This window comes from Halorubrum sp. PV6 (genome assembly GCF_003990725.2).
Lineage (GTDB): Archaea > Halobacteriota > Halobacteria > Halobacteriales > Haloferacaceae > Halorubrum.
This window is the reverse complement of record NZ_CP030064.1, coordinates 2,080,686-2,101,329: the sequence shown is the minus strand read 5'-3', so window position 1 is coordinate 2,101,329 and position 20,644 is coordinate 2,080,686. Positions and strand designations below refer to the sequence as shown.

Here is a 20,644-nt window from a genome sequence, read left to right as displayed (position 1 = left end):
CACCCGCCCGCGTCAACCCACCCATCCACCCGCGCCGACGAACCGTACTTTCATAGCGACCGACGCCGCTCCTTCGAGGTATGACTGACATCCTCGTCGCCGGCGAGACGCTCGTCGACCTGCTCCCGAACCCCGGTGAGACGCTCCACGACGTGGACGGCTTCACGCACCGACCGGGCGGCGCCCCGGCAAACGTCGCGGTCGGGCTCTCGCGGCTCGGCGCGACCCCGGCGTTCTGGACCCGCCTCGGCGACGACCCCTTCGGCGACTTCCTCCGGGAGACGCTCGACCGGGAGGGCGTCGACGACGCGCTCGCGAGGCGGGTCGACGGCAACACCGCGCTCGGCGTGGTCTCGCCGCCGGGCGTCGACGACCGACGCTTCCGGTTTTACGGCTCGCGAGACGTGACGTTCGGCTTCGAGCCCGACGCGGTCCCGACCGACGCGCTGGCGACCGCCTCGTGGGTCCACCTCGGCGGCGTCGCCCTCACCCGCCCGACGGGCCGGCGCGCGATGCGCGAGCTGGCGGCCGCGGCCGCCGAGCGGGGCTGTACGGTCTCGTTCGACGTGAACTACCGACCGGACCTGGTCCCGGCGGGGGACCGCGACGCCGTGGTCGACGCGATCCGCGACATCCTCGGCGACGCCGACGTGGCCTTCGCGAGCGACGAGGACGTGGCCGCGACCGGCATCTCCGCGGACGAGGGGCCGGAACTGGCGAGCGATCTGTTAACCCACGGCCCGCACACGGCGGTCGTCACGCTCGGCGCCGCGGGCGCGGTCGCGGCGAGTTCCCCGGCGGCGCCGTGGGGGGAGACGACCGCCCGACACGACGGGTTCCGCGTCGACGCGGTCGACGCGACCGGCGCCGGCGACGCGTTCACCGCGGGGCTGGTGGCGCTCCTGTCGGGGGTGACCGACGCCGACTCCCCGGCCCTCGACGGCGCGCTCGCGTTCGCCAACGCGACGGCCGCGCTCTCCGTGGGGGAGCGCGGCGGCATGACGGCGCTGCCGGACCGCGAGGCGGTCGAGGCGTTCCTCGCGGCGCGGCGGTAGCCGGCGCCCGGAGCCGCGCGCTTTATTCCCCGCCCGGCGCACGGGTCGGTATGGAGCGTTCCGAGTACGTCCGACGGCTCGACGACCGACTCGACACGGCGGCGTACGCCGACGTCGACGCCAGCGCGAACGGGTTGCAGGTTGGATCGGACCGCGGCACAGTTGACCACGTCGCCTTCGCGGTCGACGCCGCGACCGCGACGATCGAGGCCGCGGCCGACGCGGGCGCCGACGTCCTCGTCGTCCACCACGGCATCTCGTGGGGCGGGATCGACCGCGTGACCGGCCGAGCGTACGACCGGATTTCGGCGCTCGCCGACCACGATATCGCGCTGTACGTCTCACACCTCCCGCTCGACGGTCACGCCGACCTGGGTAACGCCGCCGGCGTCGCGGCGGAACTCGGGCTCGCCGACCGGGAGCCGTTCGGCGAACTCGGCCCCGTCACGATCGGAACGATCGGGGAGACGGCGGCGCCGCGGTCGGCGGCCGCGATCCGCGAGACGCTCGACGGCTTCGAGGGACAGTCGGACGACGACCCGTCGCCGACGCAGGTGCTCGACTTCGGCCCCGACGAGATCCAGCGCGTCGCCGTCGTCACCGGGTCCGGGACCGATTGGCTCGACGAGGCGGTCGAGGCGGGCGCCGACGCGCTCATCACGGGCGAGGGGAAGGGGAAGGCCTACCACGAGGCGCGGGAGGCCGGCCTGACCGTCTTCCTCGCGGGCCACTACGCGACCGAGACGTTCGGCGTTCGGTCGCTGCAGGCGCTGACGGAAGAGTGGGGGCTGGAGACGACCTACCTGAGCCATCCGACGGGGCTCTGAGGCGAGGCGGGGTCGGAGTCCCCTCCCGTCGCCCCCGAACGCAACCCTTACCGCCCGCGTCCGCCCACTCCGGGTATGCGCGATCACTTCGAGATCCGGGACCACGACGCCGCCGGGCGGATCGGTCGGCTGGAGGTCCCCCGCGCCGGGGTAACCGTCGAGACGCCGGCGCTGCTGCCGGTCGTCAACCCCAACGTCCTCACCGTCGAGCCGTCGCGGCTCGCCGCGGAGTTCGGCGCGGAGATGCTGATCACGAACTCCTACATCATCCGTAGTACCGACCGGATCCGCGACCGGGTCCTCGATCAGGGGCTCCACGACTTCTTGGGGTTCGACGGCGCGATCATGACCGACTCCGGCTCCTTCCAACTGGCCGAGTACGGCGAGATCGATGTCACGACCGAAGAGATAATCGAGTTCCAGCGGCGGATCGGCAGCGACGTGGCCACCCCGGTCGACGTGCCGACGCCCCCCGACGTCGACCGCGAGCGCGCCGAGCGGGAGCTGGCGACGACCCGGCAGGCCATCGCCGACGCCGAGGCGGCGGAGACGGGCGAGATGCTCGTCAACGCCCCCGTGCAGGGGTCGACGTTCCCCGACCTCCGCGAGGAGGCCGGCCGACACGCGAGCGCGAGCGACCTCGACGTGTTCCCCGTCGGGGCGATGGTTCCCCTCTTAAACTCCTACCGCTACGCCGAGGTCGTCGAGGCGGTGCGGGCGGCCAAGCGCGGGCTCGCCCCCGACGCGCCGGTCCACCTGTTCGGTGCCGGCCACCCGATGATGCTCGCGCTGGCCGTCGCGGCCGGCTGTGACCTGTTCGACTCGGCCGCCTACGCGCTGATGGCGCGCGACGGGCGCTACCTCACGGTCTCCGGCACCGAACACCTCGAATCGATGGAGTACTTCCCCTGCTCGTGTCCCGTCTGCGCCGAGTACACGCCCGCGGACCTCCGAGCGATGGACGACGGGGCCGGCCCCGACGACGAGGACCGCTCCGCCGAGCAGCTCCTCGCCGAACACAACCTCCACGTCACCTTCGAGGAGCTGCGTCGCGTGAAGGCCGCGATCCGGTCCGGCAACCTCCTCCAACTCGTCGACCGACGCGCCCGCGGCCACCCCGCGATGCTCGACGGGTTCCGGACCCTCCTCGACCACGCCGACGAACTGGAGCGGACCGACCCGGTGTCGAAAGACGCGTTCTTCTACACCTCGCACGAGTCGGCCCGCCGGCCCGAGGTCAGCCGGCACCACGACCGGCTCTCGCGGCTCGCGGTCCCCGACCGGCTCCTCCTCACCGAGTCGGACGCGCCGTCGAACCACGAGTACGACGCCGTGTGGCGGATAAAGCCCCCCTTCGGTCCCTTCCCGCGGGCGCTCTCGGAGACGTACCCGCTCACCGCGGAGGTCCCGGACCGGATCGACGGCGCGGCGCAGGTCGCGGCCGCCGAGGGGGTCGCGAGCCTCGTCGACGCCAACCCGGACGCCGACATCACGCTCGGCCACGACGACTGGGTGGCGCGCGCCGTCGAGGCCGTGCCCGACAGCGTGGACGTCGAAAACCTGCGGTTCATCGGGCGCTAAACGGTCGGCTCGCGGCCGCGGTCAGTCGTCGGCCGATCCCATCCGCCCGCTGTAGTCCCACGAGTGGAGCCGCTCCGGTTCGATCCGGATCTTCACCTCTTCGCGCTCCGGTCGGAGGAGCCGGTCGGCGGTCGGGTTGTCGGTCCCGCCGAGGTACCGATTCAACAGCGCTCGCAGCAGCTCCTTGTCCGCGTCCGGCGACACCGCCGCGTGTCCGCGTCCCCGCACTCCTTTATAAGGCGGGTCGTTCGTCGACACCTCGAAGGACACGTGGTCGTCCGCCGCGAGGAAGTCGGCGAGGTCGGCGCTCGCGCTCGTCGCGCAGTTGACGGCCCCGTCCCACGAGAACCACAGCGAGACGATCCACGGGGCGTCACGCGGGGTGCGACAGCCGAGCCGAACCGGGACCCGCGCCTCGCCGAGGAACTCGTCGATTCGGTCGCGGTCCCACGGGCCGGTTATCTCCATACGACTGATACGAGCGCCGGGAACCTAACGGTTCGGCCGGGGCGACCGCGGAACACAAGAGAATTGACCGTCCCCCCGCGAGAGGGAGTATGACCGAGTACTTCGAAGTCCACGAGCGCGACGGCGCCGCCCGGCTCGGGGAGCTTCGCCTCTCCGACCCCGTGACGACGCCGGCGCTCGCGGACCCGTTCCTCGCGGACGCGGGCAGCCTCTGGGCGGCCGAGCGCACGGTCCCCGACGGCGACGAAGAGGCGCTCACCGTCCTCCCGCACCGCGCGTTCCCCGCGGGCACCCGCGACGAGGTCCGCGAGTCGTTCGCCGTCGACCACCCCGCCGTCGAGTTCCCGTCCGCGGCCGTCGTCGACAGCGGGACCCCCCGCGACGTGGGCGCCGACGCCTACGTTCTCGCGGACGCGTCCGGCTTCGTCGGCCACGGCGAGGCGTTCAAGGAGGCAATCGTGACCGCGAAGGACGCGCTCCCGGCCGACACCGCGCTCGTCCTCTCGGGCGTCGCCACCCCCCGGAACGTCGCGCTGCTCGCGTACGCCGGCGTCGACCTCGTCGACGCGACGCTGGCGCGCACGAAGGGCACCCAGGGGATGTACTGCACCGCCGACGCCGAACACTTCTTGGAGGACCTCGAAGAGCTCCCCTGCGCCTGTCCCGCCTGCGCGAAACCCCGCGACGAGTTCACGCGGGAGGACTGTGCCGACCACAACGTCAACGCGCTCCGCGCCGAGTTGCGGCGGGTCCGCGAGCGAATCCGCGCCGGGCGCCTGCGCGACTACATCGAGGGACAGACCCGCCACGAGCAGTGGCTCACGGCCGCGTTCCGCGAGTTCGACGACCAGTGGGGGTACCTCGAAGCGCGGACGCCGCTCATGCGCGACGCCGAGGTGACGGCGGCGACGAGCGAGACGCTCGACCGCGTCGAAATTCGCCGATTCGCCGACCGGGTGACGAGCCGGTACCGCAACCGGTTCACCGACCAGCCGCTCGTGTTGGTCCCGTGTTCGGCCACCAAACCGTACAGCGACTCGCAGAGCCACGGGCAGTTCCACGACGCGATCCAGTGGCGCGGGCACACGGTCTCGATGACCTCGCCGATCGGCGTGGTCCCGCAGGAGCTGGAGACGACCTACCCCGCACAACACTACGACGCCGTCGTCACCGGCGACTGGAGCGAAGACGAGATCGGCTTCGTCAGCGAGGTTCTCCGCCGATATCTGGAGCGCAACGACTACTCGCGAGTGATCGCGCACGTCCCCGAGGACGGCTACCGCGAGATCTGCGAGCGGGTCGAAGCCAACCCCGCGATCGACGTACCCTTCGAGTACACCTGCGTCGGCCACCCGACGAGCGACGAGTCGCTCGGGGAGTTAAACGCCGCCCTGCAGGGCGAGCCGGCCTACAGCAAGCGGGAGCGCGAACACAACACGGTCCGAGCGCTCGCCGACTACCTGCTCGGGGACGGCGCCGGCGACGACCTGTTCGGCGGACCCGGCGAGGCCGACATCCGGACCACCGGCCGGTACCCCAAACTGCAGGTGTGGGGCGACGACCCCGACGCCGGGCGCGAGGGCGAGCCGGGCGAACAGCTCGCGACGATGGTCCCGCAGTACGGCACGCTCTCTTTCACCATCGACGGGGCGCGCCGGTGGGTCGAGAGCGACGCGCCGACGAAGCGCGTCGAAATCGACCCGTTCGTCCCCCACGGCTCCGTCTTGGCGCCCGGCGTCGTCGACGCGGACGACGACATCCGCGTGGGCGACGAGGTCGTCATCGAGGGGCCGAAGGCGTTCGCGGTCGGGCGCGCCGAGATGTCCGGTCCCGAAATGGTCTCGTCGACGCGGGGCGTCGCCAGCGAGGTTCGGCACGTCGACGAGACGTAGGGACGAGACGCGGCGAGAGCTATTTATAACGAGCGAGAGGACGGCGACAACAATTTATAAAGAGACCCGCGCTGGCGCGTGCCTGCGAGCGGCCGCTCTCGGCGGCCGCGAGTCAGCACGCGCGAGGGAGTCGGTCGTCCGGAGCGGCGCGGAGGACGACCGACGAGGCTGGGGAGGCGTGCGGCGCGGTTGCGGTCCCGTGAGTGGAACGAGCGGGAGCATGGAAGCCACAGCCCGCACAGCGAACGGAGTGCGCGAGCAGGAACGTCTTCCAGTGGTGCTGTGCGGGCGGGACGCAGAGGGACAGCCGGCGAGGCGGTGTTCACCGACGATCTCCCAGGCGCGATTTACCCGCGACCAGCCGAGTGCAACCGGCGGATCAGTATCTTCAAAACCGCGCCGAACGGATCCGCGAGTATGGCGCTCGAAAAGGAGGTAGACTGTCCCTCGTGTGGAGAGACCCAGTCGTTTTACCGGACCGGTGCGATGACGCTACACCTCGGCGAGAAGACGAAGTGGCGCTGCCCCGAGTGCGGGTACGGCTACGTCGAGATCGACGGTATCGACACGCTGCCGGCGTAGGTCGGCTCTCCTCTCACGCGCGGCCGCCGTTCTCTCTCTCCCACGGCCGACGTTCTCTCTCCCGCGGTTCGTCCTTTACCCCCGTCCGATCTCCTCCGTCCCGCTACTCCCTCTCCTCGCCGACCACGTCCGCCGTTAACACGCCAACGCCCTCGACCTCCGCCCGGACCGTATCTCCGGGCTCGATACCGCCCGCGCCGGGAGTCCCGGTCGAGATGAGGTCGCCGCGCTCTGCGGTGAACACGCGCGAGTGGACGCTGACGAGCTCCTCCGGCGGGAACAGCATCCGGTCGACGGTGTTCTCCGCGACCGTCTCGCCGTTGATCACGGTTCGGACCGTCGTCCCCGCGAGCCGGTCGACGCTCACCGGCGCCACGATCCACGGCCCGACGACGAGGAACGTGTCGTAGCTCTTCGCCCGCGTGAGGAACCGCGGGTTCCGCTGGAGGACGTCCTCGGCCGTCACGTCGATGACCGGGACGACGCCGGCGACGACCTCGCCGAACGCGCCCTCGTCGACGTCGGTGCAGGTCCGACCGATCACGAGGCCGAGTTCCGCCTCCGCCGTGATCCGGGCGGCCTCCTCGGTCGGCGGCAGCCGAATCGGCCCGCCGGGCGCGGTCAGCGCGGTCGCCGGGCGCATGAAACTCGCCGGCTCCGCGGGCCGGACCGCGTCGAGGTCGGCCGCGTGGTCGGCGTAGTTGAGGCCGATCCCCCACAGCTTACCGGGGTCGAACGGCACCCCGAACGACAGTCGCCGCGCCGGCGTCCGCGCGGCGGGGAGCGACTCGACCGACGGGAGCGACGACGCCCCGCACCCGACCGCCGCGCCGAGCGCCTCGTCGATTCCGTCCATGCCGGCCGACGCGAGGGGCACGAACCCGTCCTCGTCGCCGACGAGCGGGCGTCCCTCGACCGTCCGCGCGAGGCGAATCGGCGCCGCGTCGCTTCCCCCCGCCCGTGGCGTGTCGCTCGTCATCACTCCTCGCGATCCGTCCAGAAGTCGAATCCGCGGCCGGGCGCGAACACGTCGAGGCCAACCGCGCGCTCGTCGGTCCGGTTCTCGACGCGGTGTGACTCCCACCTGTCGAGGTGGACCGAGTCGTACGGTCCCAAGACGGCACTGTCGGCCTCGGTGTGCACGACGAGCTCACCCTCCAGACAGAGGCACACCTGCTCGTTCTCGTGGTCGTGCATCGGCGAGGAGTGGCCCGCCGGCTTCTCGAACCACTCGAAGGTGAATCGGTCGCTGCCCGCCAGCGCGGCGCGCGCCCACCCGGCTTCCGGCTCGTACGTCTCGGCGTCCTCGAAGGCGACGTGGTCCATGCGCCGTGAGATGACGCCCCACGGCATATCGGTTCGGGTCGCGGCGGGAGCCGTCCCGATCTGTTCGCCGTACCTCGCCGTCCCTATCTGTTCGCCGTACCCCGCCGTCCCGATCTGTCCGGCTCACACGGTCGTCCCGATCAGTTCGATCAAGAGGGTCAGCGATCCGACCGACGCGACCGTCGTGACGAACACGTTCAGCGAGGCGAACCCGGCGTCGCCGCCGAGCTCGGTCGCGAACACGTACGTCGACACCGCGGTCGGCGTGCCGAGCATCACGACGCCGGCGGTGAGCGTCGCCGCGTTGACGCCGAGCAGCGCGAGCGCCGCCCACGCGATGGCGGGCATACACGCCACCTTGAGCGCGACCACCGACGCGGTCGCCCCGCGGTCGATCGCCGCCCGGTCGACCTGCAGCGTGGCGCCGACGCAGAGCAGCGCCAGCGGGAGCGCCAGCGACCCGGCCCAGCCCAGCGCCGTCGCGGCCGGGCTCGGAACGCCAACCTCGAACCAGCCGATGGTCATCCCGGCGACGAGCGCCAGCAGGACGGGGTTGCCCGCGAGCGACCGGAGGTGTCGCCCCAGCGCGCCCTCGGTGTTCTCCCCGTTCATCGACACCAGCAGGATCACGGTCAGCGGCACCTGGACCAGCGACCCGATCCCCAAGACGACGCTCGCGATCGCGGTCACGCGGGGGCCGAACGTCGCGGCGACGACGGGGAGCCCGAGGTACCCCACGTTCGAGTGGTACGACTGGACGACCGCGACGCTCCGGCGCGCGCTCGGCGAGCGGCGGCGGTGGACGACGCCGGCAACGACCGCCGTGCCGAGGTACGCGGCGAGGACGGCGACGAGCAGCTCCCACGAGACGACCTCGCCGATGGCTTGGTCGTAGGTCGCGACGAACACCAGCGCCGGGAGCGCGCCGTAGTAGGCGGCCCGGTTGAGGAGCTCCGTGCGGGCCGCGTCGAGGACGCCGGCGTACCGGAGCCCCGTCCCGACGAGGAGCAGCGCGAGCAGTCCGGCGAGTCGCACGAGGACCTCCATCTACACGCAGCGAGGCCATCCCCCCGGTTGACGGTTGCGGTCGCGGTCACGCGGGGGCCGCAGACAGCGCTCCCCCAACTACAGGGTCGCGTCGCCGCCGCCACCGTCGACGACGATGGCCTGCCCGTTCACGTACCCGGAGCGCGGCGACGAGAGGAAGGCGACGGTGTTCCCGAGTTCGATCGGGTCGCCGATGCGGTCGAGCGGGTTGTCGACCCAGTCGGCGAGCCCCTCCTCGTAGGAGTCGTACTCGCCGCGCTCGATCGCCTGATCGACGAGTTCTCGGATCCGGCTCGTCTCGTGCGAGCCGGGGAGGACGGCGTTCGCGCGCACCTCCGGGCCGAGCTCTTTCGAGAGCGTCTTCTCTAAGCCGACGACGCTCATCCGCACCGCGTTCGACAGCACCAGCCCGTCTATCGCCTCCTTCACCGACCGCGAGGTGATCGTGACGATGGTCCCGCCGTCCCCGTCGGCCAGCGGCTCGGCGCACTTCCGGGCGAGGCGGACGACGCTCATCACGAGCAGTTCGTACGCCGCCTCCCAGTCCTCGTCGTCGGTGTCGAGGAACGCCCCCGAGGGCGGGCCGCCGGCCGAGGTGACGAGGTGGTCGAGCCGGCCGAACTCGTCGACCGTCGTCTCGACGAGCCGGTCGAGGTCGTCGGTATCCGTGATGTCGCCCTGCACGGCGACGACGCGGGCGCCGTCGGCCGCCTCGCGTTGCAGCGACTCTTTCGCCGCCGCGAGGCGGTCGCCGTCGCGGCCGTTGATGACGACGTTTACCCCCTCGCGAACGAGCGCCTGTGCGGACGCGAAGCCGAGACCGCTGCTCGATGCCGTCGTCAGCGCGACGTTCCCCGAGATGTCCAGATCCATACGGAACCGATCGCCTCGCCGCCGTTTAACGGTTGGCGACGCGGCGGGCGTCGCCGCCGGGAGGCTCATTACCCGCCCGGCCGACTCCGGGGACATGGACGCGACACGGCGACGGACAGGCGAGGTGATCCGGCGTGGTCGGTGAGGCGCGCGATCCGGACGGCGACGCGGGGCCGCTCGACGGGCTCACGGTCCTCGACGCCTCCCGCGTGCTGGTGGGGCCGTTCTGTACCATGCAACTCGGCGACCTCGGCGCCGAGGTCATCAAAATCGAGCGGCCGGGGGAGGGCGACCAGACGCGGACGTGGCGCCCGCCGGCGTTCGGTGAGGGAGAGGAGTCCGACCCCGACGACGCCCAGAGCGCCTACTACGCCAGCGTCAACCGAAACAAGCGCTCCGTCGAGTTGAACCTCGCGAGCGACGCGGGGCGCGCGGTGTTCCGCGACCTCGCCGGGGAGGCCGACGTGCTCGTCGAGAACTTCCGGGTCGGCAAGATGGCCGACTGGGGCCTCGACTACCCGGATCTCGCCGCCGCGAACCCCGAACTGATCTACTGCGGTATCTCCGGCTACGGCGAGTGGGGGCCCGACCGCGACGAGCCGGCCTACGACATCGTGATGCAGGCCCGCGGCGGGTTCATGTCGATGACGGGCGTCGAGGGCGGTCCGCCGGTTCGGATCGGGGTCGCGCTCGCCGACATCGGCGCCGGGATGTACGCGACCCAAGCGATCCTCGCGGCGCTCTTGGAGCGCGAACTCGGCGACGGCACCGGCCAGAAGATCGACGTGAGCCTGCTCGACGGACAGGCGGCGTGGACCAGTTACATGGCCGCCAACTACTTCGCGAGCGGCGAGCCGCCGGGCCGGATGGGGAGCAAACACCCGAACATCGCTCCGTATCAGGCGTTCGAGACGACAGACGGCTACGTCGTCGTCGCCTGCGCCGCCGACGCGTTCTGGCCCAAGCTCTGTGAGGCGCTCGATCGTCCGGACCTGCTGGCCGACGAGCGATTCGAGACCAACGAGAAGCGCGTGCGCAACCGGGACGCGCTCGACCCCGAACTCGACGCCGCGTTCGCGGAGCTCACGACGGCGGCGGCGATCGATCGGCTCAGCGATCACGGGGTGCCCGCGAGCCGCGTTCGCGACATGGCCGAGGTGTTCGACGACCCGCAGCTGGCCGCGCGCGACATGGTCGCCGAGTTCGAGCATCCGACCGCCGGCCCGATGCGGGTGCCGGGGTCGCCGATGCACTTCTCGCGCACGCCGACGACGAACCGTCGCTATCCGCCGTCGCTCGGCGAGCACACGGAGGCGGTGCTCGGCGAGTACGGGTACGGCGACGGCGACCTCGCGGAGCTGAAAAATCTGGGGGCGATTCCGGACCGATAGCGGGGCGCGACGCGCTCAGTCGTCGTCGTTCTCGGCGGTGATCGGGTCGCTCTCCTCGTCGGTGAAGCCGGCCGACTCCTCCTGCCGCTTTCGGGCCTCGGGGTCGAACTCGGCCTCGATGTCCTGGTACCGCGGGACGAAGGAGAGCTCGTGGTGGCTCTCGGTCTCGTGGCCGATGTACCGGTCTTCGAGGTCGAACTGCGCCTGCTCGTCGTTCTCGGCGATGTTCGAGAGATCCTCGTACACCGCGTGGGCGCCCGAGTGGAGCCCGTACAGCGTGATGAAGATGTACTGGTAGCCCAGGTCGCCGAGCTCCTCGAACGTGAGCGGGTCCTCTTGGGCGCCCCACTCGAACGACGAGGAGTAGTTGAAGGCGAGATCCAGATCGGGGTGGGTCTCGTGGATCGTCTCGGCGTACTCGACCGCGTCCTCGCGGGACGGGTCGGGCATCTCGGGCCAGACGAGGTCGACGCCGGCGTCGGCGTAGATCCGGCCGCGTTCGAGATGCTCCTCCCAGTCGCCGTTGGCGGAGCCGTACGCGTCGGTCCGGGCGATGATGACCGTGTCCTCGCTCTGCTTGGCGTCGACGGCCGCCTCGAAGCGCGACCGCGCCTGCTCGCGGGAGACGATCTGCTTGCCCGCGATGTGGCCGCACCGCTTCGGTGAGGTCTGGTCTTCGATGTGGACCGCGGCGACGCCGGCCTTCTCGTACTCGCGGACCGCGCGCCGGACGTTGTGGACGCCGCCGTAGCCGGTGTCGCAGTCGGCGACGACCGGGAGGTTCGTCGCCTCGACCATGCGCTTCGCGTTCTCGACCATCTCGGTCATGGTGACCATCTCCAGGTCGGGGAAGCCGAACTGGCCGAGGACGGTCGAGTAGCCGCTCATGTACGCCGCGTCGACGCCGGCCATCTCCGCGAGGCGGGCGTCGAGCGCGTGGTAGATGCCGGGCGCGAACGTGTAGTCCTGCTCTTCGAACAGCTCGCGGAGCTTTCGGCCGGCCGGGTTGTCGATATCTTTCCGATAGACGTCGTCGTCGAGTTCGTTGGGATGCATTAGTGGCTCTCCGTCGTCGCGTCGTCGTCGAACCGCGCTGCGGTCGATTCGGGTCGGTCGGTCGTCTCGTCGGCTCGGTCACCGCGGCCGTCGAACTGCTCTATCGCGCGCCGCGTGAACGTCGTCGGGTCCGGTCGCGGGCCGCGGCCGGTCCCAGCCATCGGGACGGCGCTCATCGCGACCCCCCGTCCGTCGCCCGGCGACGCGTCGGTCGCAGGTCGGGGACCAGCGGGGCGTCGCGCTCGGCTTCGGTCGGCGGCGGGCTCGGTCGCCGGCGGCTGTCGGTGGCCATCGGCTCCGTGGTGCGCGTCGTCGTGTGCGTCCTCGGGACGATGGGGGCACCCGCCTCCTCGGTGGTGGGCAGGCGCCCAGGGATCGATCGCGTAGAAGGATCGGCGGTCGGGTCTCGGCCCGTCGCGGTCGGACGGCTCGTCGTTCGGTCGGTCTGTCGGTTCGTCTTGTCGGCCGTGGGTGTGGTGTCGTCAGGTGTCGTCATCGGGTCGTGTAGGGGGTTGCGGCGGTCGTCTGGTTATCGTGCTGTCGGCGGGTCGGGGCGCTGCGTGTCCGCGTACGGATACTGTCATTGCGATTGGTACGAGCGGGAGGATGGTAATAAACATAATGATTGATAATGATAATATTCGTTAATGTGTTTAGGGCCTTTAAATGGTGGTTGGTACCTATCCGCACGGTATCGGGGAATCCGATCGACGACCCCGCGAGACGGCCGAATCGGACAGTTATAATCCGCCCCGGCGTGAACCGCCGGTATCGTGAACGAGCGAGACGCGCTTCGGGCGCTCGCGGCCGACCTGCCGCACGCCGGCGACGACGCCGCCGTCGTGGACGACACCGTGATCACGACCGACATGCTCCACGAGCGGACCGACTTCCCGCCGGGGACGACGCGCTACACCGCCGGGTGGCGCGCGGTCGGCGCGTCGCTCTCGGACGTGGCGGCGATGGGGGCGACGGCGACCGCGGCGGTCGCGGTGTACGCCGACAGCGACTTCGACGACGGGGGGCTCGACCGCTTCGTCGCCGGCGCGGTCGACGTCTGCGAGGCGGTCGACGCCGAGTACGTCGGCGGCGACCTCGACAGCCACGACGAGTTCACCACGGCCTCGACCGCCATCGGCACCCTCACCGGGGCCGGCGCCGTCACTCGATCCGGCGCGCGACCCGGCGACGCGCTCTGTGTCACCGGCGAGTGGGGACGCTCCGCCGCCGCGCTCCGATTATTTAAAAGGGATGACGACGAGGCGGTCGAGCGCGCGAACGACCTGTTCCGGTTCACGCCCCGCGTCGCCGACGGGCTGGCGCTCGCCGACCGCGCGACCGCGATGATGGACTCCTCGGACGGGCTCGCGCGCTCGCTCCACCAACTCGCCGAGGCGAGCGCGGTCGGCTTCGAACTGGACGCCGACCGCGTTCCCGTTCACCCCGCCGTCGAGGCTGTCGCCGACGAGTCGGGCGAGCGCTTCGAGCTGGCCGCGCACTTCGGCGAGGACTTCGAACTCGTCTGTACGCTCCCCGAGGAGGCGGTTCCCACGGCTCGCGAGGCGTGTCCGGGCGGGCTGACTCGCGTGGGACGGGTCGTCGACGAAGCGGACGGGGTCACCGCCGACGGCGACCCGCTCCCGGACCGCGGGTACACGCACGGGTCAGAGAGCGGTTCCGGCCGACCTCAGTAGTGCCAGGGGTACTCGCGGAACTGCGGCTCGCGCTTCTCGACGAACGCGTCGCGGCCCTCCGCCGCCTCGTCGGTCATGTACGCTAAGCGGGTGGCCTCGCCCGCGAACACCTGCTGGCCGACCATCCCGTCGTCGGTCATGTTGAAGGCGTACTTCAGCATGCGCATCGCGGTCGGCGACTTCTTCGTCATCTCGTCGGCCCACGCTATCGCCTCGTCTTCTAGCTCCTCGTGCGGGACCGCCTCGTTGACCATCCCCATGTCCGCGGCCTCCTCGGCCGAGTAGGTCTTCCCGCGGAAGAACACCTCGCGGGCCTTCTTCTGGCCGATCTGTTTCGCGAGGTACGCCGACCCGAACCCGCCGTCGAACGACGCCACGTCGGGGTCGGTCTGGAGGAACTTCGCGTGCTCGTCGCTGGCGAGCGTGAGGTCACAGACGACGTGCAGCGAGTGGCCGCCGCCGACCGCCCACCCCGGCACGACCGCGACCACGGGTTTCGGCATAAACCGGATCAACCGCTGAACTTCGAGGATGTGGAGGCGGCCCGCCCGCGCCTCCTTGACGAGGGGGTCGTCTTCCTCGCCGGCCTCGTCGTCGTCGCGGTACTCGTAGCCGGAGCCGCCCCGCACCGACTGGTCGCCGCCGGAACAGAACGCCCAGCCGCCGTCCTTCTCGGAGGGGCCGTTGCCGGTGAGCAGCACGCAGCCCACGTCGGCCTGCTTTCGCGCGTGGTCGAGCGCGGCGTACAGCTCGTCGACGGTGCCGGGGCGGAACGCGTTCCGGACCTCGGGGCGGTCGAACGCGATCCGGACGACCGGCACGTCGACGCCGCGGTGATAGGTGATGTCGTCGAACTCGTCTGTCACCTGCTCCCACGCGTCGGGGTCGAAGAGATCCGAGACCATGCCCTCCGTTGGCGGGCGATCCCATAAACGACGGCGGTTGACGGCCTCCTTCGGCGACTCCCGGACGACTCGCGGCCGAGTCTCGCAAGTATTGCGCGATCCTGTGACCCCGGATAAACCGCGAAACACGGTAAAACGGCCCTGTGGGGCCTTATAAACCGCGTACTCTGCCGATCGGTCGTCACCGAATCGTGCCGTCGTTGCTGGTGACGCGAGGGTGTTGGTCCCGGACGCCGTTGTGTGGATATGTACGACGCGAACTCGCCGCCGACGCGCCGGTCGTTCCTCGCCGGTGCCGGCGGCGCCGCGACGCTCGGACTCGCCGGCTGTCTCGGCGGTGGCGGGGACGGACTCGACGAACTGACGGTCGCACACATGCCGATCTACCCCGACCTCCAGTGGTACGTGATGGAGGGCGAAGGGTACTTCTCGTCGATCGACGCCGAAATCGACGGCCGGGAGTTCACCGACGGCCCGGCGATCGTGCAGGCGTTCAGCGGCGGCAACATCGACGTCGCGATGTTCGGTATCGTCCCGGCGATGATCGTCATCGACAACGACATCCCGGCGCAGGTGACGGCGGCAAACATCCGCGAGCCGATGGGGATCATGGCCGAACAGTCGTTCCACGACACCTTCGAGCAACACGGCGGCGACGCGTTCGACGTGTGGGCCGAAGAGAACGGGCGTCCCTTCCGCTTTGGGACCTTCCCGCAGGGGAGCGTCCCCGACGTGCTGCTCCGCTACTGGCTCAGGGAGACCGGTGTCGACCCCGAGGCGAACGACAGCGTGGAGATCCGCGAGATAAACGGCGCGAACGCGGTCTGGCAGGCGATAAACGGCGGCGACATCGACGGCACCTCGATCATGGAGCCGGTCCCGACGATCGCGCAGGCGGAGGGCTCCTCGGTCACGATGCTCCGGACGGCCGCCGAGATACTTCCCGGTCAGCCGGCGGCGGTCACGCTGATGAGCGACGAGGTGCGTGACTCCCCGCTCGCGGCGCAGTTCCTCGAACAGCACGTCCGCGCGACCGAGTTTATCGGCGCAAACCCCGACGCGACGGCCCAACACGTCGAGTCGGGGATCGGAATGCCCGCTGACCGCGCGCGGAAGGCGCTCGACTCGCCGCTCTCGAACTTCGTCACCGACCCGGCGTCCATCAGCGAGGCGACGCCCGTCTTCTCGGAGTTCGCGGCGTCGAACGGCCAGATCGACGAACAGCTCACCAACGACCAGATATTCGACCGGAGCGTCTACGACTCGCTGTAATGGCTACCGACACCAGACGGGAGGTCGACGGGAGCGCGCTGGGCGTCGATATCGCCCTCGGAGACCCGCGGCGACTGCTCCGCGGCGCCGCGGGGCTGGCCGGGTTCGTCGTGGTCTGGCACCTCGTCTCGCTCACGCAGCCGGCTATCGTCCTGCCCTCGCCGGTCGCGGTCGCGGCGGAGTTCCGGGGCCAACTCGCCTCGGGAGCGATGCCGGCGGCGCTGGTCTCGAGCGTTCGACACTGGATCCCCGGCACGCTCGTCGGCACGGGCCTCGGCGTCGGCGCCGGCGTCGCGTTCGCGTGGAGCGGCCTGCTCGACGACGTGACCGCGCCCCTAGTCCGGGTGTTACGCCCCGTCCCGCCGCTCGCGCTCATCGGCTTCGCCATCGCGTGGTTCGGCCTCAACCACGCCGGCGCGGCGTTCATCATCGCCGTCGGCGGGTTCTGGATCAACTTCTACGCGAGTTACGGCGCCGTCGAGGCGGTCTCCGACGACCTGATCGACGTGGGGCGGACCCTCGGCGTGCGCAGCGACCTCGATATGGTCCGGTCGGTCGTCCTGCCGGCGTCGCTGCCGGGGATCATGACGGGCATCCGCACCGGGCTCGGCCGCTGCTGGATGCTCGTGATCGCCGCCGAGATATTCTCCGTGCCGGGCGTCGGTCGCGAGATCCTCCGCGCGAGCAACAACCTCCGGGTCGACCGCGCGCTCGCGTACATCTTCGTGTTGAGCCTGCTGTATCTCGTCGTCGACGTGGCGTTCCGCGCGGTCCAACGTCGGGTGTTAGCATGGCAGGCGTGAACGGCGGCTCCGGAGCGACGGGCGGGTCGCCCACGGGAGACGGCGGCGACCCCGGCGTCGTCCTCGACGGCGTCGGGAAGACGTACGACGACGGCGGGACACCGGTTCGCGCGTTAGACGACGTGTCGTTTTCGGTGGCGGACGGCGAGTTCGTCTGTCTCGTCGGCCCGTCCGGCTGCGGCAAGACGACGCTGTTCCGGATCATCGCCGGGCTGACCCAGGCCACCGACGGGGCGGTCCGGGTCGCCGGCACGCCCGTCACCGACCCCACGACCGACATGGGCGTGGTGTTCCAAGAGTACCACCTCTTCCCGTGGCTCACCGTCGCGGAGAACGTCGCCTTCGGGCTCGAACGGACCGACCGGAGCGAGGCCGAGCGCGAGCGGCGGGTCGATGAGATGCTCGACCTCGTCGGCCTCTCCGAGTTCCGCGACTCGTACCCGAAGTCGCTCTCGGGCGGGATGAAACAGCGCGTCGCCATCGCGCGGTCGCTCGCGGTCGACCCGGAGCTGCTCGTCATGGACGAGCCGTTCGGCGCGGTCGACGCCCAGACCCGCGAGATGCTCCAGCGGGAGCTGCTCGACGTGTGGGGGTCGACCGGCAAGACCGTGCTGTTCGTCACCCACGACGTGGCCGAAGCGGTGACGCTCGCCGACCGAATCGTCGTGATGGCGGCCGAACCGGGCCGCGTCGACTCGGTCGTCGACGTCGACGTGCCGCGCCCGCGCGAGCGCGGCGACCCGGCGTTCGGCGACCACGTCGCCCGCATCCGGGAACTGATCGGCGCGGGGCCGTGACAACTGATCGGCGCGGGGCCGTGACAACTGATCGGCGCGGGGCCGTGACAACTGATCGGCGCGGGACCGTGACGAGATGAGCGGCACGCGGTCGCGAAGCGAGCCGACGCTTCGTCGGCGACCGCCCGTCTCGTCTCAGTCCCCGTCTCCCTCGTCTACGACGGCGGCCAGTTCGTCGATGTGCGTTCGGAGGACGGTGAGGGTCGCGTCGGCGTCGGCGTACCCCTGTTCGTAGTCGTCCAGCGTGGACTCGGCCTCTTCGAGGAAGCGTTCGAGGGCGTCGTCGGTGGCGTCGTCGACGGAGTCGTCGGTCATACAGCCCGGTTCGACCGCCGTCGGGTTATACCCTCGGCGCCGGGAGCGGGAGATCTGACCGGGGGATTTATCGCCGGTGCGGTAATATTGTGTGGTATGAGAAATACCGACGCGAAAAATGCGTGCGTCCGACGACTCGCCGCCGGCGCGGGGAGCCCATGATTCCCGGCTCGGCGGCGCCCGGCCGGTCCGCGACCGGAGGGCGGTCCGCGGTGATCGCGACCGACCTGTCCGAGGCGAGCGAGACGATGATCGAATCCGACACCGGGCTCTCCTGTCTGAACCGGATCGGCGTCGACCGCGTCCACCTCGTGACGGTCGTCCCCTCGAACATCCACTCCGGGATGCCGGGCATGAACTTCCAGAAGCGGCGGAAGCGGGCGCTCAAGCGGTACCGGTCGACCATCGAAGCCGAGGGGTTCGAGGTCGAGACGCACGTCGTCCGCGGGACGCCGCACCGCCGGATCAACGGCATCGCCGAGTCGGTCGCGGCCGACCTGATCCTGGTCGGCTCCCGCGGGAAGAGCCCCCTCGAAAACCGCGTCATCGGGTCGACGGCGCGCAACTTGGCCCGCACGACCGTCGTCCCGCTGCTCGTCGACCGCATCGAGCGCGGCGTCGACGACCCGGAGACGATCCGCCGGCACCTATTTAAACGGACGCTGCTCGCGACGGACTTCTCGGAGAACGCCGAGCGCGCGTTTCAGGCGCTCGAATACCTCCGGTACGCGACCGCCGAGGTGACGCTCGTCCACGTCCGGTCGCCGAAAGACGAAACGAGCGACGACGACCCCGCCGGGCGGCTGGGCGACCTGGCCGAGCGCCTCGACGACTGGGGGTTGGAGGCGCGGACCGAGGTCCGACGGGGCGACCCCGCCACGGAGATCCTCGCGGCGGAGGCGGAACACGACCCGAGCACCCTGCTTCTCGGCTCTCGCGGGCGCAGCCGGCTCCGGCGGCTCCTGCTCGGGAGCGTCTCCGAGGAGATAGTCACTCGCGCGACCGGGAACGTCCTCCTCGTGCCGCCGCCGCGCACGGCCTGACGGCGCAGCGGCGCTGCCCGCGTGAGTCGACGAGTCGACGAGTCGGTGACGACGGACGGGCCGTTAGCAGGATGTCGCAAGATTGTGTTATCTATACACAAGCCTTTTACAAGTACGCGCCGTACAACCTCGTAATACCATGCCGGACTCCCTGTCAGAACAGCTCCAAAGCGACATGCAATGCGAGGGGCTCTTAGAGTGTTTCCACGGGCTCAAGCCGCTCGACCGAGAGTGTTTCAGAGCCCTCGTCGAGAGCGACGACCCCATGACGATCGACGCGGTGGCGGAGGAGGTCGACCGCGAGCGGTCCACCGCCTACCGAGCGATCCAGCGCCTCTTGCAGACGGGCTTTATCAGCAAAGAACAGATCAACTACGATCAGGGCGGCTACTACCACGTGTACTCGCCGACCGACCCCGAGCAGATCACGAACGAGATGCAGCGAATGCTCAACGACTGGTACGCGAAGATGGGCCAACTCATCCAGGAGTTCGAAGAGAAGTACGACGGCTCGGAGACCGAGTCCGTCACCGCGTCGAGTTAACTCCGGCTCGGTTGCGGAAGCGGCTGTTCGCCGACTCGACCGTTTTCCTTGTATCGCGCGTTCGTCGTCAGCGACGGCGCAGCGCGTAGACGGCGTACCCGACGGCCGCGAGCAGCCCGCCGTAGAGCAGGCTCCCGTACACCGCCGGCGAAGCCTTGACGTACTCGCCGAACGGGTCGGTCAACGCGAGGACGCCGACGACGAGCGCCACGGAGATGAAGATGCCCACCGCACCGAATACTTTGAACGCCGCGTCGAGGTCTAGACCACGCGATTCGTGTCCGGTCGAATGGCTCATACTCCTCAGTACGGCTGCCACGTATAAATGGACCCGGCGGCGTTCTCACGCTAAGAGAACGCGACAGCGCGCCTCGACGGTACGGACGCGCGATGCCGTTTAAAAACGCGCTCGCGTCGCTCCGCTCAGGCCCCGCTCAGGCTCCGCTCTCGGGGTGCCCCTCGACGATGGCGACGCCCGAGGAGGCGCCGATCCGCGTCGCGCCGGCGTCGAGCATCGCCGCCGCCTCCTCGTAGGAGCCGACGCCGCCAGACGCTTTCACCGGGAGGTACTCGCTCATCAGTTCCACGTCGGCGACGACGGCGCCGCCGTCGGCGAAGCCCGTCGAGGTCTTCACCATGTCGGCGTCGGCGGCGACCGCCGCCTCGCAGGCCCGGCGTTTCTCCTCGTCGGTTAACAGTGCGGTCTCGATGATCACCTTCACCGGGATCGGTACCGCGGCGACCACGTCGGAGAGTTCGGCCGCGACCACGTCGTCTTCGCCGGCCTTCAGCCGACCGACGTTGATCACGATGTCGATCTCGTCGGCGCCGTGGTCCCACGCGCGGACGGCCTCGTCGCGCTTCGCCTTCGGCGCGTGCTGGCCGTGCGGGAATCCGACCACGGCCGCGATGGTCTCCGGCGCGTTCCGGTAGTCGGCCGCCTCCGCGACGTAGCACGGCGGGATACAGGCGTTCAACCCGTTGTCCGCGGCCTCGTCGAGAACGGTCTTCACGTCGGCCCAGGTCGTCTCCGGGCCGAGGACGGTGTGGTCGATGCTGGCGGCGAACTCGTCGCGGTTCATGCGCGTTTCGTTCGCGCGACCGATAAAAGGCGTACCGACCTGCGGAGCGGCGGGTCGCCGACGGACCGTCTCCCGACGCCGCCGAACGGTT

At 70.3% G+C, this 20,644-nt stretch carries 24 protein-coding genes; 12 read left to right on the top strand and 12 right to left on the bottom strand.

From position 1 onward, the window contains the following. Positions 1-80: 80 nt before the first annotated feature. The 3 genes from DOS48_RS24430 to tgtA all read left to right on the top strand — a co-directional run bounded on the left by DOS48_RS24430 (position 81) and on the right by tgtA (position 3,463). Positions 81-1,055: a carbohydrate kinase family protein gene (locus DOS48_RS24430; RefSeq protein ID WP_127118206.1), complete on the top strand. Its 975-nt coding sequence runs from the start codon at positions 81-83 to the stop codon at positions 1,053-1,055. 50 nt (positions 1,056-1,105) lie between these two features. Continuing rightward, positions 1,106-1,882, top strand: a complete 777-nt coding sequence (locus DOS48_RS24425; RefSeq protein ID WP_127118205.1) for a Nif3-like dinuclear metal center hexameric protein — start codon at positions 1,106-1,108, stop codon at positions 1,880-1,882. 75 nt (positions 1,883-1,957) lie between these two features. Then, a complete protein-coding gene (tgtA, locus tag DOS48_RS24420; protein ID WP_127118204.1) occupies positions 1,958-3,463 on the top strand; it encodes a tRNA guanosine(15) transglycosylase TgtA in 1,506 nt (501 codons plus the stop codon). A 21-nt stretch (positions 3,464-3,484) separates the two neighbouring features. Here tgtA and DOS48_RS24415 read toward each other — a convergent pair whose 3' ends face one another. Further along, entirely contained in the window at positions 3,485-3,931 is a 447-nt protein-coding gene (locus DOS48_RS24415; RefSeq protein WP_127118203.1) for a pyridoxamine 5'-phosphate oxidase family protein, read from the bottom strand. Between the two features lie 89 nt (positions 3,932-4,020). Here DOS48_RS24415 and arcS point away from each other — a divergent pair, with 89 nt between their 5' ends. After that, positions 4,021-5,823, top strand: coding sequence for an archaeosine synthase subunit alpha (gene arcS / locus DOS48_RS24410; RefSeq protein ID WP_127118202.1), 1,803 nt, complete (start codon positions 4,021-4,023; stop codon positions 5,821-5,823). A gap of 417 nt (positions 5,824-6,240) precedes the next feature. Continuing rightward, entirely contained in the window at positions 6,241-6,405 is a 165-nt protein-coding gene (locus DOS48_RS24405; RefSeq protein ID WP_168654261.1) for a hypothetical protein, read from the top strand. 103 nt (positions 6,406-6,508) lie between these two features. Here DOS48_RS24405 and DOS48_RS24400 read toward each other — a convergent pair whose 3' ends face one another. From DOS48_RS24400 to DOS48_RS24385, 4 genes are all read right to left on the bottom strand, one after another. Beyond that, positions 6,509-7,384, bottom strand: coding sequence for a fumarylacetoacetate hydrolase family protein (locus tag DOS48_RS24400; RefSeq protein WP_127118201.1), 876 nt, complete (start codon positions 7,382-7,384; stop codon positions 6,509-6,511). After that, entirely contained in the window at positions 7,384-7,731 is a 348-nt protein-coding gene (locus DOS48_RS24395) for a cupin domain-containing protein (protein ID WP_127118200.1), read from the bottom strand. The genes DOS48_RS24400 and DOS48_RS24395 overlap by 1 nt, the downstream gene beginning before the upstream one ends. 123 nt (positions 7,732-7,854) lie before the next feature. Beyond that, entirely contained in the window at positions 7,855-8,778 is a 924-nt protein-coding gene (locus DOS48_RS24390; RefSeq protein ID WP_127118199.1) for an AEC family transporter, read from the bottom strand. A gap of 78 nt (positions 8,779-8,856) precedes the next feature. Continuing rightward, positions 8,857-9,651, bottom strand: coding sequence for an SDR family oxidoreductase (locus DOS48_RS24385; RefSeq protein WP_127118198.1), 795 nt, complete (start codon positions 9,649-9,651; stop codon positions 8,857-8,859). 134 nt (positions 9,652-9,785) lie between these two features. Here DOS48_RS24385 and DOS48_RS24380 point away from each other — a divergent pair, with 134 nt between their 5' ends. Continuing rightward, positions 9,786-11,042 carry a CaiB/BaiF CoA-transferase family protein gene (locus DOS48_RS24380; RefSeq protein ID WP_127118197.1) on the top strand — a complete coding sequence of 419 codons (1,257 nt, stop codon included), beginning with the start codon at positions 9,786-9,788 and terminating at the stop codon, positions 11,040-11,042. Positions 11,043-11,057: 15 nt separating this feature from the next. Here DOS48_RS24380 and aceA read toward each other — a convergent pair whose 3' ends face one another. The 3 genes from aceA to DOS48_RS24365 are packed head-to-tail and all read right to left on the bottom strand — an operon-like array spanning position 11,058 to position 12,594. After that, positions 11,058-12,098 (bottom strand): isocitrate lyase, encoded by a 1,041-nt coding sequence (aceA, locus tag DOS48_RS24375; protein WP_127118196.1) that lies wholly within the window; start codon positions 12,096-12,098, stop codon positions 11,058-11,060. Further along, positions 12,098-12,274, bottom strand: a complete 177-nt coding sequence (locus tag DOS48_RS24370) for a hypothetical protein (protein ID WP_168654260.1) — start codon at positions 12,272-12,274, stop codon at positions 12,098-12,100. Before DOS48_RS24370 ends, aceA begins: the two co-directional genes overlap by 1 nt. Further along, positions 12,271-12,594, bottom strand: coding sequence for a hypothetical protein (locus DOS48_RS24365; protein ID WP_127118195.1), 324 nt, complete (start codon positions 12,592-12,594; stop codon positions 12,271-12,273). The genes DOS48_RS24370 and DOS48_RS24365 overlap by 4 nt, the downstream gene beginning before the upstream one ends. Positions 12,595-12,871: 277 nt before the next feature. Here DOS48_RS24365 and thiL point away from each other — a divergent pair, with 277 nt between their 5' ends. Continuing rightward, complete coding sequence (gene thiL, locus DOS48_RS24360; RefSeq protein WP_127118194.1) at positions 12,872-13,792, top strand: thiamine-phosphate kinase; 921 nt, start codon at positions 12,872-12,874, stop codon at positions 13,790-13,792. Here the strand turns inward: thiL and DOS48_RS24355 are convergent. Continuing rightward, positions 13,786-14,697, bottom strand: a complete 912-nt coding sequence (locus tag DOS48_RS24355) for a 1,4-dihydroxy-2-naphthoyl-CoA synthase (RefSeq protein WP_127118193.1) — start codon at positions 14,695-14,697, stop codon at positions 13,786-13,788. The two genes, thiL and DOS48_RS24355, sit on opposite strands and share 7 nt — an antisense overlap. A 246-nt stretch (positions 14,698-14,943) precedes the next feature. Here DOS48_RS24355 and DOS48_RS24350 point away from each other — a divergent pair, with 246 nt between their 5' ends. From DOS48_RS24350 to DOS48_RS24340, 3 genes are read left to right on the top strand one after another with little or no spacing between them, the layout of a single operon-like run. Continuing rightward, positions 14,944-15,969 carry an ABC transporter substrate-binding protein gene (locus DOS48_RS24350; protein WP_127118192.1) on the top strand — a complete coding sequence of 342 codons (1,026 nt, stop codon included), beginning with the start codon at positions 14,944-14,946 and terminating at the stop codon, positions 15,967-15,969. Further along, positions 15,969-16,772, top strand: a complete 804-nt coding sequence (locus DOS48_RS24345; protein WP_127118191.1) for an ABC transporter permease — start codon at positions 15,969-15,971, stop codon at positions 16,770-16,772. Before DOS48_RS24350 ends, DOS48_RS24345 begins: the two co-directional genes overlap by 1 nt. Continuing rightward, a complete protein-coding gene (locus DOS48_RS24340) occupies positions 16,760-17,569 on the top strand; it encodes an ABC transporter ATP-binding protein (RefSeq protein WP_127118190.1) in 810 nt (269 codons plus the stop codon). Before DOS48_RS24345 ends, DOS48_RS24340 begins: the two co-directional genes overlap by 13 nt. A gap of 135 nt (positions 17,570-17,704) precedes the next feature. On the opposite strand, the gene DOS48_RS24335 is transcribed toward DOS48_RS24340, so the two are convergent. Continuing rightward, a complete protein-coding gene (locus DOS48_RS24335) occupies positions 17,705-17,884 on the bottom strand; it encodes a hypothetical protein (protein WP_127118189.1) in 180 nt (59 codons plus the stop codon). 158 nt (positions 17,885-18,042) lie between these two features. Here DOS48_RS24335 and DOS48_RS24330 point away from each other — a divergent pair, with 158 nt between their 5' ends. Together DOS48_RS24330 and DOS48_RS24325 are read left to right on the top strand one after the other, a co-directional pair. Beyond that, a complete protein-coding gene (locus DOS48_RS24330) occupies positions 18,043-18,927 on the top strand; it encodes a universal stress protein (protein ID WP_127118188.1) in 885 nt (294 codons plus the stop codon). A 139-nt stretch (positions 18,928-19,066) separates the two neighbouring features. After that, on the top strand, positions 19,067-19,471 hold the full coding sequence (locus DOS48_RS24325; protein ID WP_127118187.1) for a helix-turn-helix domain-containing protein: 405 nt from the start codon (positions 19,067-19,069) through the stop codon (positions 19,469-19,471). A gap of 67 nt (positions 19,472-19,538) precedes the next feature. Here the strand turns inward: DOS48_RS24325 and DOS48_RS24320 are convergent, their stop codons facing one another. Together DOS48_RS24320 and deoC are read right to left on the bottom strand one after the other, a co-directional pair. Then, positions 19,539-19,769: a hypothetical protein gene (locus tag DOS48_RS24320; protein WP_127118186.1), complete on the bottom strand. Its 231-nt coding sequence runs from the start codon at positions 19,767-19,769 to the stop codon at positions 19,539-19,541. Between the two features lie 136 nt (positions 19,770-19,905). Then, complete coding sequence (gene deoC / locus DOS48_RS24315) at positions 19,906-20,553, bottom strand: deoxyribose-phosphate aldolase (protein ID WP_127118185.1); 648 nt, start codon at positions 20,551-20,553, stop codon at positions 19,906-19,908. Positions 20,554-20,644 lie beyond the last annotated feature (91 nt).

Bases quoted from the DNA above. Each gene is read 5' to 3' on its own strand.
- DOS48_RS24430 (WP_127118206.1), top strand. From the start codon at position 81: ATGACTGACATCCTCGTCGCCGGCGAGACGCTCGTCGACCTGCTCCCG.
- DOS48_RS24425 (WP_127118205.1), top strand. From the start codon at position 1,106: ATGGAGCGTTCCGAGTACGTCCGACGGCTCGACGACCGACTCGACACG.
- tgtA (WP_127118204.1), top strand. From the start codon at position 1,958: ATGCGCGATCACTTCGAGATCCGGGACCACGACGCCGCCGGGCGGATC.
- DOS48_RS24415 (WP_127118203.1), bottom strand. From the start codon at position 3,931: ATGGAGATAACCGGCCCGTGGGACCGCGACCGAATCGACGAGTTCCTC.
- arcS (WP_127118202.1), top strand. From the start codon at position 4,021: ATGACCGAGTACTTCGAAGTCCACGAGCGCGACGGCGCCGCCCGGCTC.
- DOS48_RS24405 (WP_168654261.1), top strand. From the start codon at position 6,241: ATGGCGCTCGAAAAGGAGGTAGACTGTCCCTCGTGTGGAGAGACCCAG.
- DOS48_RS24400 (WP_127118201.1), bottom strand. From the start codon at position 7,384: ATGACGAGCGACACGCCACGGGCGGGGGGAAGCGACGCGGCGCCGATT.
- DOS48_RS24395 (WP_127118200.1), bottom strand. From the start codon at position 7,731: ATGGACCACGTCGCCTTCGAGGACGCCGAGACGTACGAGCCGGAAGCC.
- DOS48_RS24390 (WP_127118199.1), bottom strand. From the start codon at position 8,778: ATGGAGGTCCTCGTGCGACTCGCCGGACTGCTCGCGCTGCTCCTCGTC.
- DOS48_RS24385 (WP_127118198.1), bottom strand. From the start codon at position 9,651: ATGGATCTGGACATCTCGGGGAACGTCGCGCTGACGACGGCATCGAGC.
- aceA (WP_127118196.1), bottom strand. From the start codon at position 12,098: ATGCATCCCAACGAACTCGACGACGACGTCTATCGGAAAGATATCGAC.
- DOS48_RS24370 (WP_168654260.1), bottom strand. From the start codon at position 12,274: ATGAGCGCCGTCCCGATGGCTGGGACCGGCCGCGGCCCGCGACCGGAC.
- DOS48_RS24365 (WP_127118195.1), bottom strand. From the start codon at position 12,594: ATGACGACACCTGACGACACCACACCCACGGCCGACAAGACGAACCGA.
- DOS48_RS24355 (WP_127118193.1), bottom strand. From the start codon at position 14,697: ATGGTCTCGGATCTCTTCGACCCCGACGCGTGGGAGCAGGTGACAGAC.
- DOS48_RS24350 (WP_127118192.1), top strand. From the start codon at position 14,944: ATGTACGACGCGAACTCGCCGCCGACGCGCCGGTCGTTCCTCGCCGGT.
- DOS48_RS24345 (WP_127118191.1), top strand. From the start codon at position 15,969: ATGGCTACCGACACCAGACGGGAGGTCGACGGGAGCGCGCTGGGCGTC.
- DOS48_RS24340 (WP_127118190.1), top strand. From the start codon at position 16,760: ATGGCAGGCGTGAACGGCGGCTCCGGAGCGACGGGCGGGTCGCCCACG.
- DOS48_RS24335 (WP_127118189.1), bottom strand. From the start codon at position 17,884: ATGACCGACGACTCCGTCGACGACGCCACCGACGACGCCCTCGAACGC.
- DOS48_RS24330 (WP_127118188.1), top strand. From the start codon at position 18,043: ATGATTCCCGGCTCGGCGGCGCCCGGCCGGTCCGCGACCGGAGGGCGG.
- DOS48_RS24325 (WP_127118187.1), top strand. From the start codon at position 19,067: ATGCCGGACTCCCTGTCAGAACAGCTCCAAAGCGACATGCAATGCGAG.
- DOS48_RS24320 (WP_127118186.1), bottom strand. From the start codon at position 19,769: ATGAGCCATTCGACCGGACACGAATCGCGTGGTCTAGACCTCGACGCG.
- deoC (WP_127118185.1), bottom strand. From the start codon at position 20,553: ATGAACCGCGACGAGTTCGCCGCCAGCATCGACCACACCGTCCTCGGC.